This is a genomic window from Erwinia sp. E_sp_B01_1 (assembly GCF_036865545.1).
Classification (GTDB): Bacteria; Pseudomonadota; Gammaproteobacteria; order Enterobacterales; family Enterobacteriaceae; genus Erwinia.
The window spans coordinates 3479910-3497341 of record NZ_CP142208.1; the positions used below are offsets into that span (position 1 = coordinate 3479910).

The 17432-nt window shown below is 54.1% G+C and carries 15 protein-coding genes, 6 tRNA genes, 1 other RNA gene and 1 pseudogene; 16 read left to right on the forward strand and 7 right to left on the reverse strand.

Features of this window, described 5'->3' with window-relative positions; genetic code table 11:
- Positions 1-164 precede the first annotated feature (164 nt).
- Genes VRC33_RS16295 through VRC33_RS16310 form a run of 4 tightly spaced genes read left to right on the forward strand, consistent with a single transcriptional unit; the run spans position 165 to position 4431 of the window.
- Complete coding sequence (locus VRC33_RS16295) at positions 165-1247, forward strand: LLM class flavin-dependent oxidoreductase (protein WP_338557361.1); 1083 nt, start codon at positions 165-167, stop codon at positions 1245-1247.
- Positions 1247-2224, forward strand: a complete 978-nt coding sequence (locus VRC33_RS16300) for an ABC transporter substrate-binding protein (RefSeq protein ID WP_338557362.1) — start codon at positions 1247-1249, stop codon at positions 2222-2224. The genes VRC33_RS16295 and VRC33_RS16300 overlap by 1 nt, the downstream gene beginning before the upstream one ends.
- Positions 2217-2807, forward strand: a complete 591-nt coding sequence (locus VRC33_RS16305) for a cysteine dioxygenase (protein ID WP_338557363.1) — start codon at positions 2217-2219, stop codon at positions 2805-2807. The genes VRC33_RS16300 and VRC33_RS16305 overlap by 8 nt, the downstream gene beginning before the upstream one ends.
- On the forward strand, positions 2800-4431 hold the full coding sequence (locus VRC33_RS16310) for a rhodanese homology domain-containing protein (protein WP_338564526.1): 1632 nt from the start codon (positions 2800-2802) through the stop codon (positions 4429-4431). Before VRC33_RS16305 ends, VRC33_RS16310 begins: the two co-directional genes overlap by 8 nt.
- Before the next feature lie 46 nt (positions 4432-4477).
- Here the strand turns inward: VRC33_RS16310 and VRC33_RS16315 are convergent.
- Positions 4478-4553, reverse strand: a tRNA-Ala gene (locus VRC33_RS16315).
- A gap of 46 nt (positions 4554-4599) precedes the next feature.
- Positions 4600-4675 (reverse strand) — tRNA-Ala (locus tag VRC33_RS16320).
- A gap of 428 nt (positions 4676-5103) precedes the next feature.
- Between VRC33_RS16320 and VRC33_RS16325 the strand changes: the two genes are divergently transcribed.
- Together VRC33_RS16325 and VRC33_RS16330 are read left to right on the forward strand one after the other, a co-directional pair.
- On the forward strand, positions 5104-5886 hold the full coding sequence (locus VRC33_RS16325; protein WP_338557364.1) for a formate/nitrite transporter family protein: 783 nt from the start codon (positions 5104-5106) through the stop codon (positions 5884-5886).
- A gap of 250 nt (positions 5887-6136) precedes the next feature.
- A complete protein-coding gene (locus VRC33_RS16330; RefSeq protein WP_338557365.1) occupies positions 6137-6496 on the forward strand; it encodes a YfeC-like transcriptional regulator in 360 nt (119 codons plus the stop codon).
- Positions 6497-6539: 43 nt separating this feature from the next.
- On the opposite strand, the gene gltX is transcribed toward VRC33_RS16330, so the two are convergent.
- Positions 6540-7955, reverse strand: coding sequence for a glutamate--tRNA ligase (gene gltX / locus VRC33_RS16335; RefSeq protein WP_338557367.1), 1416 nt, complete (start codon positions 7953-7955; stop codon positions 6540-6542).
- Positions 7956-8228: 273 nt separating this feature from the next.
- Here gltX and VRC33_RS16340 point away from each other — a divergent pair.
- The 6 genes from VRC33_RS16340 to VRC33_RS16365 all read left to right on the forward strand — a co-directional run bounded on the left by VRC33_RS16340 (position 8229) and on the right by VRC33_RS16365 (position 9317).
- Positions 8229-8304: transfer RNA gene (locus VRC33_RS16340), tRNA-Val, on the forward strand.
- A 46-nt stretch (positions 8305-8350) separates the two neighbouring features.
- A tRNA-Val gene (locus VRC33_RS16345) sits at positions 8351-8426 on the forward strand.
- A gap of 30 nt (positions 8427-8456) precedes the next feature.
- Positions 8457-8532 (forward strand) — tRNA-Val (locus tag VRC33_RS16350).
- 4 nt (positions 8533-8536) lie between these two features.
- Positions 8537-8612: transfer RNA gene (locus tag VRC33_RS16355), tRNA-Lys, on the forward strand.
- Positions 8613-8644: 32 nt separating this feature from the next.
- Positions 8645-8770: non-coding RNA, RtT sRNA (locus tag VRC33_RS16360), on the forward strand.
- A 202-nt stretch (positions 8771-8972) separates the two neighbouring features.
- Complete coding sequence (locus VRC33_RS16365; RefSeq protein WP_338557368.1) at positions 8973-9317, forward strand: FlxA-like family protein; 345 nt, start codon at positions 8973-8975, stop codon at positions 9315-9317.
- On the opposite strand, the gene VRC33_RS16370 is transcribed toward VRC33_RS16365, so the two are convergent.
- Entirely contained in the window at positions 9314-10234 is a 921-nt protein-coding gene (locus VRC33_RS16370; protein ID WP_338557369.1) for a LysR family transcriptional regulator, read from the reverse strand. The two genes, VRC33_RS16365 and VRC33_RS16370, sit on opposite strands and share 4 nt — an antisense overlap.
- A 95-nt stretch (positions 10235-10329) precedes the next feature.
- On the opposite strand from VRC33_RS16370, the gene VRC33_RS16375 reads away from it, so the two are divergent.
- Positions 10330-11349 (forward strand): bile acid:sodium symporter family protein, encoded by a 1020-nt coding sequence (locus VRC33_RS16375; protein ID WP_338557370.1) that lies wholly within the window; start codon positions 10330-10332, stop codon positions 11347-11349.
- Between the two features lie 7 nt (positions 11350-11356).
- Here the strand turns inward: VRC33_RS16375 and VRC33_RS16380 are convergent, their stop codons facing one another.
- The 3 genes and pseudogenes from VRC33_RS16380 to zipA all read right to left on the reverse strand — a co-directional run bounded on the left by VRC33_RS16380 (position 11357) and on the right by zipA (position 14652).
- A complete protein-coding gene (locus tag VRC33_RS16380) occupies positions 11357-11572 on the reverse strand; it encodes a DUF3820 family protein (RefSeq protein ID WP_338557372.1) in 216 nt (71 codons plus the stop codon).
- A gap of 1 nt (position 11573) precedes the next feature.
- Positions 11574-13591, reverse strand: a pseudogene (gene ligA / locus VRC33_RS16385) (NAD-dependent DNA ligase LigA).
- A gap of 77 nt (positions 13592-13668) precedes the next feature.
- Positions 13669-14652 carry a cell division protein ZipA gene (gene zipA, locus VRC33_RS16390; RefSeq protein WP_338557373.1) on the reverse strand — a complete coding sequence of 328 codons (984 nt, stop codon included), beginning with the start codon at positions 14650-14652 and terminating at the stop codon, positions 13669-13671.
- A 220-nt stretch (positions 14653-14872) separates the two neighbouring features.
- Between zipA and cysZ the strand changes: the two genes are divergently transcribed.
- The 3 genes from cysZ (at position 14873) to ptsH (ending at position 17386) form a co-directional block, all read left to right on the forward strand.
- Positions 14873-15634: a sulfate transporter CysZ gene (gene cysZ / locus VRC33_RS16395; RefSeq protein ID WP_338557374.1), complete on the forward strand. Its 762-nt coding sequence runs from the start codon at positions 14873-14875 to the stop codon at positions 15632-15634.
- A 129-nt stretch (positions 15635-15763) separates the two neighbouring features.
- On the forward strand, positions 15764-16732 hold the full coding sequence (gene cysK / locus VRC33_RS16400) for a cysteine synthase A (RefSeq protein ID WP_338557375.1): 969 nt from the start codon (positions 15764-15766) through the stop codon (positions 16730-16732).
- Positions 16733-17128: 396 nt separating this feature from the next.
- On the forward strand, positions 17129-17386 hold the full coding sequence (gene ptsH, locus VRC33_RS16405) for a phosphocarrier protein Hpr (RefSeq protein ID WP_338557376.1): 258 nt from the start codon (positions 17129-17131) through the stop codon (positions 17384-17386).
- The last annotated feature ends 46 nt before the right edge of the window (positions 17387-17432 follow it).

The following is a 17432-nucleotide window of genomic DNA, read 5'->3' on the forward strand; positions in this document are numbered from 1 at the left end:
TGATATTTATGCAATAAATACATAAGCAACCTCGCTGATTTCAGGCGTTTGAATGCAGAATTTGCGCATAGCTTCGCAGATTTATGAATTTCACAGCCCCCGCTTTCGACTATAGGGTTTTCTTTCTGCCGGCATTTTCCGGCCCTCACCACGGAGAGAGACTCATGAGCATTCAATTCCTCGGCATGATTGGTCATCGCCTTGCGTCTGAAATCATTCCTGCCAGCGGCCCGCTTTTTAACAAACAGTACATCGCAGATTTTGCCCGGGCTCATGAGCAGGCTGGTTTTGATCGGGTGCTGGTGGGCTACTGGTCAGATCAACCGGACGGCTTTCTGGTCACGGCGCATGCGGCGGCTAACACCTCTACCCTGAAATTCCTGCTGGCACATCGTCCGGGGTTTGTTTCTCCTACGCTTGCTGCCCGCAAGCTTGCCACGCTCGATCAGCTTACCGATGGCCGCCTGGCGGTGCATATCATCAGTGGCGGCAGCGATGTTGAGCAGCGACGCGACGGTGACTTTCTGAACAAGACGCAGCGCTATGAACGCACTGATGATTTCCTCAGCGTGTTGCGCCAGAGCCTCTCTTCGGACACTCCCTACGATCATCAGGGCGAGTACTATCAGGCCGAACAGGCATTCTCGGCGGTGAAACCCGTTCAGCGCACCCTGCCGGTCTATTTTGGCGGCTCCTCGCCAGAGGCCATTAGCGTCGCCGGGCGTCATGCTGATGTGTTCGCCCTGTGGGGAGAGCCACTGGCTGGTGCGGCAGAGACAGTCCGCACCGTTCGCGCTGAGGCCGCCAGACATGGTCGCCAGATAGGTTTTAATATCTCCTTCCGCCCGATCATCGCCGCCACTGAGAAAGAAGCGTGGGAGAAAGCCGAACATATTCGCGAGATTGCCCGCACAAAATTGGTTGAGTCCGGTCATGACTTCGGCTTGCCTAAACCTCAGAGCGTAGGGGCAGCGCGTTTACTGGCCGCCGCCAATGAGGGAGAACGCCTGGACAAATCCCTGTGGACCGGCATCGCTAAGCTGGTCGGTGGGGGCTACAACTCCACCTCACTGGTGGGGACACCGGATCAGGTCTCGGACGCTTTATTGAAGTATTACGATCTGGGCATTGAAAGCGTATTGATCCGGGGTTTTGATCCGCTGAACGATGCGCTGGAGTATGGCAAAGAGCTGATCCCGCTGACGCGTGAGAAAGTGGCTTCCCGCAAGATCGCAAGGAGTGCCTGATGCGGTTTTCACTTTTACTGGCCGTGATGCTGTCGGCCATCGCCACCTCTGCGCTGGCAGCAGACAAAGTGACGTTGCGATTAGGTGATGTAAAGGGCGACCGTTTTATCTCATTGCGTGAGTCAGGCCAGCTGAAAGACCTGCCTTACGATCTGAAGCTGACCTCCTTTGAATCAGGTGCGCCAGTGCAGGAAGCGCTGAATGCCGGTGCGCTGGATGTCGGATTTACCGGCGACCTGCCCTTTCTGTTTGTTTACGCGGCAGGCGCACCGGTTAAGGCTGTGGGCGCCTGGCAGAACAACCCGGACAGTATTGCGTTGTTGACCCGTGCGGATACCGGTATTCACAGCCTGAAAGATTTGAAGGGCAAGCAGATTGCGGTGAACCGGGGCGGCTGGGGACATTATCTGATCCTTGGCCTGCTGGATCGGGCAGGACTGAAACCTTCCGATGTGACGCTGCGTTTTCTGGGGCCGGTTGATGGCCGCGCCGCGCTCGCCAGCCATTCCGTTGATGCCTGGGCGACCTGGGAACCTTATGTCTCTTCTGCGCTGGTGGTGGATCAGGATGTGCTGGTGCCTCAGGGCGGCGGCAAAGCGATCCTCTCTGGCTACTCCTATTCTCTGGCGCGTGAAGAAGCGCTGAAAGATCCGGCTAAACGTGAAGCGATTGCCGATCTCCAGGCCCGCCTGGCAAAGGCACAAATCTGGGCACAGCAGCATCCTGAGCAGTTTGCCAAAGCCCTCTCTGGTTCGCTCGGCATGCCGGAAAAAATCACTCAACGCTGGATAGCCAGCGCACAGATCCAACCGGTGGAATTCACTCCGAAACTGGCCGATGCGCTACAGCAGTCCGCAGATTTTTTCTACAAAAATCATGTACTGCCAAAGTCGGTCGATGTTCACAAAGCCTTTGACTACAGCCTGGCAAATCAGGCCAATCAGGTGGCTCTCAGCGAGGGAAAAGCCCATGAGTGAAATACAGCACCATCGCCTGCGCCATTTCGTCGGTGAGCTGGCAGGTTTGCTGCACAGTCAGCCCCCTGAGGCTGAAATTCTCAGCCGTGGCAGCCTGTTGTTGCAGGAACTGATCCGGCATGACGACTGGCTGCCCGACGAGTTTGCCCAGCCTGACCCGGCACGCTATCAGCAATATCTGCTGCATGCCGATGCCCGGCAGCAATTCTCGGTAGTGAGCTTTGTCTGGGGGCCGGGACAGTCTACTCCGGTTCACGATCACCGTGTCTGGGGGCTGATAGGGATGCTGCGGGGCGCAGAAGTTTCACAAAACTACCGGCTTGATACGGGTATTTTGCAGCCAGAAGGCGACCCCATCCGGCTTGACCCCGGCACCGTTGAGGCTGTTTCTCCTCAGGTCGGGGATATTCACCGGGTCAGCAATGCCTTTAGCGACCAGACCTCAATCAGTATTCATGTTTATGGTGGGAATATCGGTGCAGTCAGGCGCGCAGTCTACAGCGAAACTGGCGAAGAAAAACCGTTTATCTCCGGCTATAACAACGCATTTTTACCCAACATCTGGGATCTCTCACATGGTTAATCATACCCACAGCCGTCGCTATGGTGACATCCGCCAGGCGCTGTTACAGCAGCAGGAACTGGCACTGATAGATGTGCGCGAAGAAGCAGCCTATGCCGAAGGTCATCCGCTGTTTGCGGTGAACATTCCGCTTTCAAAACTGGAAATAGAAATTCTTAACCGGGTTCCCCGTTTCGATACGGCCGTGACTCTTTATGATAACGGTGAGGGTCTGGCTGCACTTGCCGCCGGGCGTTTAAAAACGTTGGGGTATTCGGACGTGGCACTTCTTGAAGGGGGGCTGGAGGGGTGGCAGCAAGCCGGAGGCGAGCTGTTTATCGATGTAAATTCGCCGGGCAAGGCTTTTGGTGAGCTGGTGGAGAGCCGTGCCCATACGCCCTCCTTACCGGCGGAAGAAGTCCGGGCGCTGTTGAAAAGTGGCGAGCCAGTGGTGGTGCTGGACAGCCGGCGGTTTGATGAATATCAGACCATGAGTATTCCTGGCGGAATCAGCGTACCTGGCGCAGAACTGGTGCTGCGGGTGCGTGATTTAGTCCCCTCGCCCACCACTACAGTGATTGTTAACTGCGCAGGCAGAACCCGCAGCATCATCGGTACGCAGTCGCTGGTGAATGCCGGGATCCGTAATCCCGTTTATGCGTTGAGAAACGGCACCATCGGCTGGACGCTGGCCGGGCTTGAGCTGGAGCATGGGCAATCCCGTCGCTATGTTGAAAGCAGTGAAACGGCAAAAATTCAGGCCGCACGCAGCGCCCGTAATGTGGCTGACCGGGCCGGTGTTAAGCGCGTTACGCTGGCGCAGTTGCAGAAGGAATATCTGGAGCACACGGTCTATCTTTTCGACGTGCGTGAGCAGGATGAGTATGTCGCCGGGCATCTTCCGGGTGCACGCCATGTGCCTGGCGGGCAACTGGTACAGGAGACGGACCATTACGCCAGCGTGCGTGGAGCACGCATCGTACTGGTGGATAATGACGGCGCGCGGGCCAATATGAGCGCCTCCTGGCTGGCACAGATGGGATGGCATGTCTCGGTGCTGGACGATCTTAACGAACGTGATTTCAGTGAAAAAGGCCCCTGGGTCGCGAGAGTCCCTGAACTGCCAGAGCTTGAGAGCGTTTCACCAGATCAGCTAGCAGAGTGGCTTAACGGTGACGATGTGCAGGTACTGGATTTCACGACCAGCGCCAATTACGTTGCCGGCCACATTCCCGGTGCGGCCTGGCTTCAGCGCAGTTTGCTGTCGCTGGAAGGAAAATATGCGCTGCCGGAAGCACAACATTATGTGGTGACCTGCGGCAGTAGCCTGCTGGCCCGCTACGCTGTGGCTGAACTGCGGGAACTCACCGGAAAACCGGTCAGCGTCCTGAAGGGGGGTAACGCCGCATGGAGAGCCGCGGGATTACCTGTGGCCCAGGGAGAGAGCCTGCTTTTGCAGCCGAGAAACGATCGCTATCGCCGTCCTTATGAAGGAACAGATAACTCACCCGAAGCGATGCAGGCCTATCTCGACTGGGAATTTGGTCTGATTGCGCAGTTGGATCGCGACGGAACCCACGGATTCAGGGTGCTGGAGCTGGAAACAACGAAATATGATGCGGAGGCAGAAATCAGAGCGAGATAATAAAAGCAGATATTGAACAGGGATGTTCTGAAGTGAGTAGATTGATTGGTGGAGATAAGCGGGATCGAACCGCTGACCTCTTGCATGCCATGCAAGCGCTCTCCCAGCTGAGCTATACCCCCACTACATTCAATCTGTTAACCGGTGCCAAATCTGCTGGTGTAGATTTGGTGGAGATAAGCGGGATCGAACCGCTGACCTCTTGCATGCCATGCAAGCGCTCTCCCAGCTGAGCTATACCCCCAAACCGGATAACCTCGTTGGACAACCATGTCGTCTCAACGGCGGGGATGATATGAAACAGCGCTGATGGTGTCAACGGCAAATTGCCATTATGTGGTTGATCGCTGAAAAAGCCGTCAACCTGCTTAATAAACACCTTGTTGACGTCCGGTTTACCCAGCAGAAATCGCCGCCAAATATACCCTCAGGGCCACAATATAATGCAGAGAGTGCAATTTCCTGCTGTTCTTTCTGCAGTCACTGTTTTGCTCAGCCAATCATGTAAACAACGCGTTAATTAGCCACCTAATTGTTCTTGTTTTTGTTAATTTCTCGTGCAAAACTGCCCGCGCTTTCGAAGACCGGACCCCTTTCAGCGCTGGATGCGCGCGTTTCCCGACGCGGCGGATCCGGCCATATTTCCTTAACTACACCAGACTCAGAGCTATTATGTCCTTGCATTCACCTAAAGAAATCGCAGCGGTTGCTATTCAATCCGGCGTGGCTAAAAGCCATTCTTCCGTCTCCACTTTACTGATCCTTGGCTTCCTGGCCGGCGCATTTATTGCCCTGGGCTTCCTGCTGGATATCCATGTCATTAACTCCCTGCCTGCTGAATGGGGTTCGTTCAGCGGTTTGTTGGGTGCGGCAGTATTCCCTGTGGGGATTATCCTGACCGTGCTGGCCGGTGGGGAACTGCTGACGGGCAACATGATGACCATGCCTGTGGCGTGGTTTGCGCGTCAGATCAGCGGTTACAGCGTGCTGCGTAACTGGTTCTGGGTCACTATTGCCAACTTCATTGGCAGCATCGCCGTGGCCTGGTTCTTTGGCCATATGCTGGGCATGACCGAAGGCGACTACCTGAAGAAGACCGTCGCTATTGCTACCGCTAAGGTTAATGCCGATTTCACCCATGCTTTTATCTCCGGCATCGGCTGTAACTGGCTGGTCTGCCTGGCAACCTGGCTGGCATTTGCCAGTAAAGATGTGGTCGGCAAAATCTTTGGTATGTGGTTCCCGGTTATGGCCTTTGTGGCGATCGGTTTCCAGCACGTGGTAGCCAATATGTTTATTGTCCCTGCGGCCATTTTTGCCGGTCAGCTGAGCTGGATTGAGTACCTGCCTAACTTTGTTGCCGTGTTCCTTGGCAATACGGTGGGAGGTGCTGTGTTTGTAGGCCTCGCTTATTACATGGCTTACCGCCCACAAACCGAATCTGCCAAAGCTTAAGACTCTACGGATTTTTTCCCTCTGTCCCTGTGGCAGAGGGTGCCTCCTTTCCCGCCCTGCTCCCAGCCTGGAACATCACGATTTCTGATTTTAAGCGGGCCGATCGTGGAAGCTTAATTCTGCATAACGCTTCTCATTTCAGGCAATGGCGGCTTATTCCCCTTTCTATTACCGGTTCCCGTTAGTTGTTCACGCATCAGAATCCTGTAATATATTGACCCAATCTAACCACGCAAAGAGGAATTGCAGAATGAAAAAGGAATGGTTAACACCTGAAGAGCTGGCCAGAGACACAGGTTTCAGTCGGCAGACCATCAACAAATGGGTGAAAAAAGAAGCGTGGACCACCAAGCCGAAGCCCGGTGTACAAGGCGGTAAGGCCCGGATGATCCATGTGGATGAGCGCGTCAAAGCCTTCCTCAAGTCAACCCGACATGCCGCTGAACCTACGGCAACGTATCGTGTTCCCCCGAACTCTCTCTTTTCTCTGCTGATGACATCAATGCAACAGATGAATAACGATGAGCAGGATCAGCTTTACGCGATGCTGTTACGTGAAGGGATACAAGGTGTCCTGCGCCGACTGGATATCAGCTCCAGTCAGGCATAAAAAAACCGGCCGCTGGCCGGTTTTTTGTCATCAGGAGCGAGGATTACTGCTGGGCTTCACGCTCTGCAATATAACCCAGCGCCTGGTCGATACGAGCCACAGAACGGGATTTGCCAATGGCCTGAACGGTCACGTCCAGTGCAGGTGACTGACCCGCGCCGGTCACGGCAACGCGCAGTGGCATACCTACCTTGCCCATACCCACTTCCAGCTCATCGGCAGTTGCCTGAATAGCCTGATGCACGCTCTCTGCCGTCCAGTCAGTCAGGGCGGCCAGTTTGTCTCGCACCACTTCCAGCGGCTGGCGGGCAACCGGACGCAGATGCTTTTTCGCCGCATCCGCATCGAACTCAGCAAAATCTTCATAGAAGTAACGGCAGGAAGCCGCCATCTCTTTCAGCGTTTTGCAGCGCTCGCCTAACAGTTTCACCAGCTGAGCCAGTTCCGGACCGGTGCGGGTATCAATGTTTTCCTGCTCGATATGCCATTGCAGGTGCGTTGCCACATATTCCGGGGCCAGCGTGGTGATGTAATGATGATTCAGCCACTGCAGCTTCTCGGTGTTAAAGGCGCTGGCAGATTTGTTAACGGCAGCCAGATCGAACAGTTTCTTCATCTCATCAATAGAGAAGATCTCCTGATCGCCATGGGACCAGCCCAGACGCACCAGGTAGTTCAGCAGCGCTTCCGGCAGATAGCCATCATCACGGTACTGCATAACGCCTACTGCACCGTGGCGTTTAGAGAGTTTTTTACCGTCGTCACCCAGGATCATCGATACATGGGCATACACAGGCACGTGAGCGCCAATCGCTTTCAGAATGTTGATCTGACGCGGGGTATTATTGATGTGGTCTTCACCACGGATTACGTGGGTGATTTCCATATCCCAGTCGTCGATCACTACGCAGAAGTTATAGGTCGGCGCGCCGTCGGTACGGCGAATGATCAGATCGTCCAGTTCCTGATTGCTGAATTCAATCGGCCCGCGGATCTGGTCATCAAAGATCACCGATCCCTCAAGCGGATTACGGAAACGCACCACACAAGGTTCATCATCAGCATGATGTTCGTGGCTGTCGCGGCAATGACCGTCATAACGTGGCTTTTCATGATTTTCCATCTGCTTTTCACGCAGCGCATCCAGGCGCTCTCTGGAGCAGTAGCATTTATAGGCCGTACCCGCTTCCAGCATCTGGTCGATCACGGCGTTATAGCGATCAAAACGTTTGGTCTGGTAATACGGGCCTTCATCCCAGTCGAGGTTCAGCCAGTTCATGCCATCCATAATCGCGTCGATAGCCTGCTGCGTTGAGCGTTCGAGATCGGTATCTTCGATGCGCAGCACAAACTCGCCCTCCTGATGGCGGGCAAACAGCCAGGAATAAAGCGCGGTACGAGCGCCGCCAACATGCAGGTAGCCAGTAGGGCTGGGAGCGAAGCGAGTTTTGATTTTCATTAACAGCTGCCTTATTACGCTATCAAATCCGGCCATTGCCGGGTGAGGTCTGAAGAGACCAACAGAAAGTGGGCAACATTCTATCATCTGAGGGCGATTCCTCAACGGCATTCCCACGTCGCTCAGAGGCCTTTGCCGGAAAAGTCAGCGCCCCGGAAGGTTTTTTGTCTAAAAGGCCAACATCTTGATTAATTTTAAGACGAACGCACATTTTCGTTTTAAAAAGCGTTGACTCATTTCCCGCGATCCCTATAATGCGACTCCACACAGCGGGGGTGATTAGCTCAGTTGGTAGAGCATCTCCTTTACACGGAGGGGGTCGGCGGTTCGAGCCCGTCATCACCCACCACTCTAAACGGTGGCTCCGCAGTGGGAAGTAAGACAGACTCAGAGATGGGTGATTAGCTCAGTTGGTAGAGCATCTCCTTTACACGGAGGGGGTCGGCGGTTCGAGCCCGTCATCACCCACCATCTCAGAGAATTGTTGTGAAGTACCGAAGTGGGTGATTAGCTCAGTTGGTAGAGCATCTCCTTTACACGGAGGGGGTCGGCGGTTCGAGCCCGTCATCACCCACCACTTCGGGTCGTTAGCTCAGTTGGTAGAGCAGTTGACTTTTAATCAATTGGTCGCAGGTTCGAATCCTGCACGACCCACCAATGTTAAGAAGGCGCCCTAAAGGCGCCTTTTTGCTATGCGCAATTTGTGAAGGATTTGAACCTGCAGCAGGTTCGGGTCGAACGAAGTGAGACAGCGTTGCCAGAAGCAACGACCCGTCAGGGCGAGGCATTGCCGGGTTATCCTGCACGACCCACCAATGTTAAGAAGGCGCCCTAAAGGCGCCTTTTTGCTATGCGCAATTTGTGAAGGATTTGAACCTGCAGCAGGTTCGGATTTAAACCTTCTTCTGCCCTGCCCCTTCTCTTTTCGATTTCTTATCACTTCTTTTACGCTTTTTATCGTCAAGCTATTCAGCTCTGGCTCCGATAACCGTTATGTTAATTACTAAGGAGACAGCGATGACAACGATCAGCACCAGCACGAGTTCAGTAAGTTCAGGCAGTTCATCAGGTTCAGACAGCAGTTCTGCAAGTATTGCCAGCATCACCAAGCAAATCGCCAGCCTGCAGGAGGATTTGAAAAAACTGACTTCAGGTGACTCCTCTTCTTCCGAGGACACCGCAAAACAGGAAGAGTCGATTCAGAACCAGATTAAGCTTCTTCAGGCTCAGCTTGCTCAACTTGAGCAGGCACAGGCCAAGAAAGAACAGCAGGCCAAAACTGATGAACAACAGCAATCGACTAAGGTTGCCGATGGCGTGAACCGCCCGACAGAAAGCAACAAACTGAATGTTTATATCTAAAATTCAGGGGTAGTTTGCCGTTGTTGCGTCAGCAGGGCTGCCTGCTGGCGCACCTCCTGCCAGATAGCCTCTGCGGCAGGCGTCAGCGAACGGTTTTTTCGCCTTACCAGCACGATAGTCCGGTTTATCTCCGGCTCCATACGTTTGACCAGCAATGGCCTTCCCTGCGGCAACGGCAATGCCAGCGCGGGCAGAATGCTGATGCCAATCCCCGCCTCCACCATCGGGTAAAGCGTTACGGGATGACCAATTTCCTGCACAATTTCTGCGTTAACCTGCTGTACCCGCAAGGCCTCATCAATCAGCGCCCGGCTACCGGAAGAGTAATCCTGAAGAACCAGCTGCCGGTGGTTTAACATGTGCCAGCTCACTTTTTGCTGCGTGGCCAGCGGATCATCCTGACGACACAGCAGCAAAAATGGCTCATCCAGAATGGCTTCACACTCCAGATCGTCCACCGGCAGCGGGCCGACAACAATGCCAAAGTCGACCTCTGCATTGCGGACGCTCTGCAACACCCACTGCTGCGCGCGATCGCGCAACATCACTTTGATCTCCGGAAAATTCAGCTGACCAGAAGCCAGGCATTGTGGCATCAGATGCGCCGAGATGGTCTGGCTTGCCGCCACCCGTACCGTCCCGCTTCGCTGTTTACCGTAGCTGCGCACGTCCAGCAAGGTTGTATTCAGCTCCTCCAGCAGGCGCTCAAGTCGACTGGCAAGCTGTTCACCGGCTTCCGTCAACTGCACTTCCCGCGTAGTGCGGTCGAGCAGACGGATACCCATCTCCCCCTCAAGCTCTTTGATACTGTGGCTGACAGCAGACTGGCTCAGCCCAATCACCTGACCTGCCTGACTAAAGCTCCCCTGCTGGGTAACGGCGACAAACACACGGAGTTGACGAAGGGTATAATTCATTTGTCCAATTCATATATGCATTCAATAAATCAATTTTATTTCTAAACCCGTCCGGCGCACAATAGCCCCATCATTTTTTTAACCAGGCATTAACAATGCGTTTTTTCCGTATCGATCCTTTGATGTTAAAACTGATTATTACCGTCCTGCTGGCGACTTTTCTGCCTGCGCGCGGTCATTTCGTGGAGTTTTTTGAATGGCTGACCACTGCGGCCATTGCGCTGCTGTTCTTTATGCACGGGGCCAAACTCTCTAAAGAGAAGATTATTGCCGGGGGCGGCCACTGGCGTCTGCACCTCTGGGTGATGTGCAGTACATTTGTGCTGTTTCCCCTCCTGGGCTTGCTGTTTGTCTGGTGGCACCCGCTGCCGGTCAGCGCGGAAATTTATACCGGTTTCCTCTATCTCTGCATTCTTCCAGCCACCGTGCAGTCCGCTATTGCGCTGACTTCGCTGGCTGGGGGTAACGTTGCTGCTGCGGTTTGCAGCGCCTCGGCGTCCAGCCTGTTAGGGGTCTTTATCTCCCCGCTGCTGGTGGGTCTGGTGATGAATGTGCACAACGATGCTGCCAGCGGTAACTTCGAGCAGATCGGCAAAATTATGCTGCAACTGCTGGTGCCATTTGTGCTGGGACATCTGTCCCGTCGCTGGATTGCGGGCTGGGTAGAAAGACACCGTGGGCTAATCGGCAAAACTGACCAGGCCTCCATCCTGCTGGTGGTGTACTCGGCCTTCAGTGAAGCGGTAGTGAATGGGATCTGGCATCGTGTGGGCGCTTCCACCCTGCTCTACATCGTGGCCGGTAGCCTGGGGATTTTGTTTGTGGCACTGCTTATCAATCTGCTGGCTGCACGCCTGTTCGGCTTTAACCGTCCTGACGAGATCACCATCCTGTTCTGCGGTTCGAAGAAGAGCCTGGCGAACGGCGTGCCGATGGCAAACATTCTGTTCCCTTCGGCCTCGGTCGGGATCATTGTGCTGCCGCTGATGATTTTCCATCAGGTGCAGCTGATGGTCTGTTCGATGCTGGCCCAGCGCTATAAAAAAGCGGGCGAGAAGCGGGCGTTAAAACAGCAGCAGGAAGCTAAAACAGCGGTGGTTGAATCACAGAAATAGCCCCGGCTTAGCTCCGCTTCAGCGGTTTAACCAGGCCCTCAAGCCCTTCAACTTTGATCGCCAGGGTGAGCTGCAACAGCTCACCCAAATGGCCTGCGGGAAACTCCCCCTTGCGGGCGAACCACAACAGATAAGGTTCCGGTAAATCGATCAGCACCAGCCCTTTGTACTTACCAAAGGGCATCACAGTATTAGCGATCTCAACCAGGTGCTCTTTTTCCATCTCAGTCACCCAGTAAACGGATCATCTCCGCTTCATCAATAACGTCAATGCCCAGCTCCTGGGCTTTCGCCAGCTTCGAACCTGCGGCTTCACCAGCAATCACCAGATCGGTTTTCTTTGATACGCTGCCGCTGACTTTTGCTCCAAGCGCCGTCAGACGGTCTTTAGCTTCATCACGCGACAGAATAGTCAGCGAGCCGGTCAGGACTACCGTCTTGCCGGCAAACGGGCTGTCAATTTCTTCGACGTTGACCACTTCCACCGCAGGCCAGGTAATACCAGCTTCCTCAACCAGCTGGCGAATGACTTCGCGGTTGCTCTCTTCATCCATAAAGTTACGCACATGGCTTGCGACCACCGTGCCCACGTCCTGCACCGCAATCAATGCGTTCAGGTCGGCTTTAATGATGTTGTCCAGCGAGCCAAAATGCGCAGCCAGGTTAGCCGCCGTAGCCTCGCCGACTTCGGAAATGCCCAGCGAGTAGAGGAAACGGGCCAGCGTAGTCTTTTTAGCTTTTTCCAGCGCGTTCACCACATTCACCGCCGATTTTGGCCCCATGCGGTCCAGACCGGTGAGTTTACCTGCGGTAAGGGTGAAGAGATCTGCCGGAGTTTTGACGTACTCTTTTTCCACCAGCTGATCGATAATCTTGTCGCCCATGCCGTCCACATCCATCGCACGACGTGAGACAAAGTGCTTGAGTGCCCCTTTTCGCTGGGCACCGCAAATCAACCCGCCGGTACAGCGTGCCACCACTTCCCCTTCCACGCGTTCCACATCGGAACCACAGACGGGGCAGTGAGTCGGAAAAACGACTTCTCTGGCATTCTCAGGACGTTCTGACTCCACCACGCCAACAACCTGAGGGATAACGTCTCCCGCACGACGAATCACCACACGGTCACCTATACGCAGCCCCAGCCGTTCTATCTCATCGGCATTGTGCAGCGTGGCATTACTGACCACCACGCCAGCAACCTGCACCGGTTCCAGTCTGGCAACCGGCGTAATAGCGCCGGTACGTCCGACCTGAAACTCAACGTCGCGAACGGTGGTCATCTGCTCCTGGGCCGGGAACTTGTAGGCCACTGCCCAACGAGGCGCACGGGCAACAAAGCCGAGCCGCTCCTGCAATTCCTGTGAATCAACTTTGATTACCACGCCATCAATATCAAAGCCCAGAGTCGCACGGTCCTGTTCAACCTGGCGGTAGAAGGCCAGCACTTCATCGGCAGTATGACAAAGACGGATCCGGTCGCTGACGGGCAGACCCCAGGCTTTAAACTGCTGCAGGCGTGCCATATGGCTGGGTGGCAGTTCCCCCCTTCCAGCAGGCCTGAACCGTAGCAGAAGAAGGTCAGCGGACGTTTAGCAGTGATACGGGGATCAAGCTGACGAAGTGAGCCAGCCGCAGCATTACGGGGATTGGCAAAGACTTTACTGCCCGTACGGCGAGCTTCTTCATTCAGTGCTTCAAATCCCGCCTGAGGCATAAAGACTTCCCCACGGATTTCCACCCGCGAAGGAATATTGTCACCCTTAAGTTTCAGCGGAATGGCCCGGATAGTGCGTACGTTGACGGTGATATTTTCACCCGTGGTTCCGTCACCTCGTGTTGCCGCCCGAACCAGCAGGCCCTCCTCATAAAGCAGGCTGACCGCCAGGCCATCCAGCTTAAGCTCGCAGCAGAAGGTGATGTCATCACTGTTTTTGAGCCTGTCCTTCACGCGCTTATAAAACGCCAGGTAGCTCTCTTCATCAAAAGCGTTATCCAGCGAGAGCATCGGCACTTCATGGCGTACCTGTTCGAAAGCGCTTAACGGCGCAGCACCAACGCGTTGGGTAGGTGAATCAGGTGTGATCAGCTCCGGATGAGCCTGCTCAAGTTCGCGTAGCTCGCGCATCAGCCGGTCATATTCCGCATCCGGCACTTCGGGTGCGTCCATGACGTGATACTGAAATTCATGATGACGAAGGGTGGTTTGCAGCTGAATAATTTTTTCTTGTACGGATTCCATAGCGGCACCATAGCGATAAAAAACCCCCGACTGGCGGGGGTTCTGGTCAACGAAGAATCAGGCCGGGAGCCTTAGCGTCAGGAGTTTGCCTCAATGACGTCACGGATTCGGTTCTTATAAGTTTCCAGCTTTTGCGGCGTCATCATACGGCGCTCATCATCCAGCACCACTCCACCTACGTCATCAGCAATACGCTGAGCCGACTGCAGCATCAGTTTGAAGTTCTGATTCGCGTCACCGTAGGAAGGCACCATCATAAAGATGGTGATCCCGGGAGTGGAGAAATCGGACATATTGTCCGGATTAAACGATCCTGGCTTAACCATGTTCGCGAGGCTGAACAGCACAGGGCCGCTGCCTGCCGGGCTGAGATGACGGTGGAAAATGTTCATTTCACCAAACTGGAAGCCCGCCTGAAGCACCCCCTGCAGCAGGGCTTCACCATTCAGCACGCCGCCCGCATGGGCACCCACATTCAGAACCAGCACCGTCTCTTTAACACGTTCCGGTTTTGGCGCTGCAACAGGGGCCTCTTCACGGGCTGCCGGAGTTGCAGGAGAAGCTGGTGCGGCTGTTTCTGGCCTGGTCGCTGCCGGTTGCACAGGCTGACGTGGTGCTTCCTGCTGACGTGGCGCTTCTGGCTGACGAGGAGCTTCCGGCTCAGCGGCTGGTTGATCATCGTAATCAAATTCAGGTTCAGGCGCGTGTGGCAGCTCTCCACCAAACAGCGGATCCAACTCCGGCTGTTCATCGACGGGCGTCTGATGACGCACCGGTTCAGGCTGGGCGCGAACTGGACGCGGCGGCGCTTGATCAGTACCAAAGAGAGGAGAAGCATTTTCCTCTTCATCCTCAGCCTGGGACCGTTTTACGCGCACTTCGCCAACGCCATCATCGGCGTCATCGAGTTCTTCTTCTCTTTGCTGTTTTAAACGCTTGTGAGGGCGATCGCGAAAAACGGATGAACGCTCTTTACGGCTAGTCCAGAGACCGTGAAGTAAGAGGGCTATTATGGCGATCGCGCCAACAACGATTAATATCAGACGCAAATCCTGCATCATTGTATTCTCTGTTGTTCCAATACCTTGCCACCGCGGCAAACTTTATCCTCTAACTGTATTTGCCCAGGATAACAAGTGCAAGTCCGTGCAGTATTTTCTGACAAATAAGCGTACATCAGCACGGTTTTTTGCTGTTTTTTCAATCAAAAGTGCACTGGTCAGCGCAAACAGCCAGGTTATGATCGCGCTGCAACAGAGTCTGTAAGGAGAAATTTACCTCATGTCCCTCAATAACACCGGTAAGCCAGGCAATGGAATACACTATTTTGCACAAGGCTGGAGACTGATCCGGCTTCCAGGGATCCGGCGCTTTGTGATTATTCCCCTGCTGGTTAATTTTTTACTGATGGGTGGCGCTTTTGTCTGGCTTTTCTGGCAACTGGGCCAGTGGCTGCCGGCTCTGATGGCAAAAGTCCCTGACTGGCTTCAGTGGTTAAGCTACCTTTTGTGGCCCCTGACGGTCATTTCCATTTTGCTGGTTTTCAGCTACTTCTTCTCCACGATAGCTAACTGGATAGCGGCGCCCTTCTGTGGCCTGCTGGCAGAACAGCTCGAAGCCCGGTTGACCGGAAAACCGCTGCCTGACAGTGGTTGGGCCGGGATGATTAAAGACCTGCCACGCATCATGAAACGTGAGTGGCAAAAGCTGGCTTACTATCTCCCGCGCGCAATAGTGCTGCTGATCCTCTACTTCGTGCCTGGCTTTGGTCAGACTGTAGCGCCAGTGCTGTGGTTCCTGTTCAGCGCCTGGATGCTCTCCATCCAGTACTGCGATTACCCCTTTGATAATCACAAAGTGAGTTTTGCGAATATGCGCTCAGCGCTGCGCCGGAACAAGACGGACAATATGCAATTCGGTGCGCTGGTAAGCCTGTTCACTATGGTCCCTGTTCTGAATTTAGCGATCATGCCGGTAGCCGTTTGCGGCGCAACAGCAATGTGGGTTGACCGCTATCGCGCGGCTCTGGGGCGGGTAAATTAACGCCTTATGCATTTTTCACAGGCCTTATTGCTGCTTAACATATATATATACGATTTCATCACTTCCTTGAGAAACTGAACCGGGTATGCTTTCAGCGTTCCCAATATTTCATACAGTTAAGGACGGGCTATGAGTAAGATCTATGAAGACAACTCGCTGACTATCGGTCATACGCCGTTGGTTCGACTGAACCGCATCGGTAACGGTCGCATTCTGGCAAAAGTGGAGTCCCGTAACCCAAGCTTCAGCGTCAAATGCCGTATCGGTGCCAATATGATTTGGGACGCGGAAAAACGCGGCATCCTGAAGCCGGGCGTGGAGCTGGTTGAACCCACCAGCGGTAACACCGGGATCGCCCTGGCGTATGTAGCGGCGGCTCGCGGCTACAAACTGACGCTGACCATGCCTGAAACCATGAGCGTGGAACGCCGCAAGCTGCTGAAGGCTCTGGGCGCTAATCTGATTCTGACCGAAGGCGCCAAAGGCATGAAAGGCGCGATTGCTAAGGCAGAAGAAGTTGTTGCCAGCAATCCTGATAAATTTGTGCTGCTTCAGCAGTTCAGCAACCCGGCGAACCCGGAAATCCATGAAAAGACCACTGGCCCGGAGATTTGGGAAGATACAGATGGCAACGTGGATGTCTTTATCTCAGGTGTGGGCACCGGTGGAACGCTGACCGGCGTTAGCCGTTATCTGAAAAACACCAAAGGTAAAAAAGAGTTAATTACCGTCGCCGTTGAACCTACTGATTCTCCGGTTATCGCTCAGGCGCTGGCTGGCGAAGAGCTCAAACCGGGCCCGCATAAAATCCAGGGTATCGGCGCAGGCTTTATTCCAGGCAATCTTGAACTGAGCCTGATTGACCGCGTGGTCGCCATCACCAATGAAGAATCTATCTCTACAGCCCGTCGTTTGATGGAAGAAGAAGGTATTCTGGCGGGGATCTCCTCCGGTGCTGCGGTTGCTGCCGCGCTGAAATTGCAGGAAGAAGAAGCCTACGCCAACAAGAATATCGTGGTGATCCTGCCCTCTTCCGGCGAGCGTTATTTAAGTACCGCGCTGTTTGCCGATCTCTTCACCGAGAAAGAGTTGCAGTAGTAAGGTCACAGCGGCGGATTTGTCTAAAAAAGCACCCGGACGGGTGCTTTTTTGTGGAGCACGTCAAACTTTTGCCACCCTGTAGATTGCTTTTACCCTTGAGTGTCTGGTATCTAAGCTGCCATTATTTCGATCCACAAAATTAATCATGCGCGTGAGATGGATCAAGCTGAATCGATTTACTGGTTTGGCGCGACAGGGGAATTCACGGCATAATGGGGGAAGGAAAGCGAGACGAGAGTGACTGACTGGCTCCCACCTCCTCCCTACCCTTAACAGCGCATTTTGTGGCGCGTCTTCGTACGCAAGCCAGCGCGACTCATCCAGGCTAAAGTTCTGTCGCCAGGCTAGACTTTAGGTCGATAACATCTAACTAAATCGAATTGGGGAAAACGAATGTTCCAGCAAGAAGTTACTATCACAGCACCTAACGGCCTTCATACCCGCCCTGCAGCACAGTTCGTAAAAGAAGCAAAAGCCTTTGTTTCAGATATCACTGTTACTTCCAACGGTAAATCAGCCAGCGCTAAAAGCCTGTTCAAATTGCAGACGCTGGGTCTGACCCAGGGGACTGTAGTGATCCTGGCTGCTGAAGGTGAAGATGAGCAGAAAGCGGTTGAGCATCTGGTTAAGCTGATGGCAGAGCTCGAATAAGCGCCTGATTTAACGCCGGGCCAGCACGATGATTGCAAACATTTTG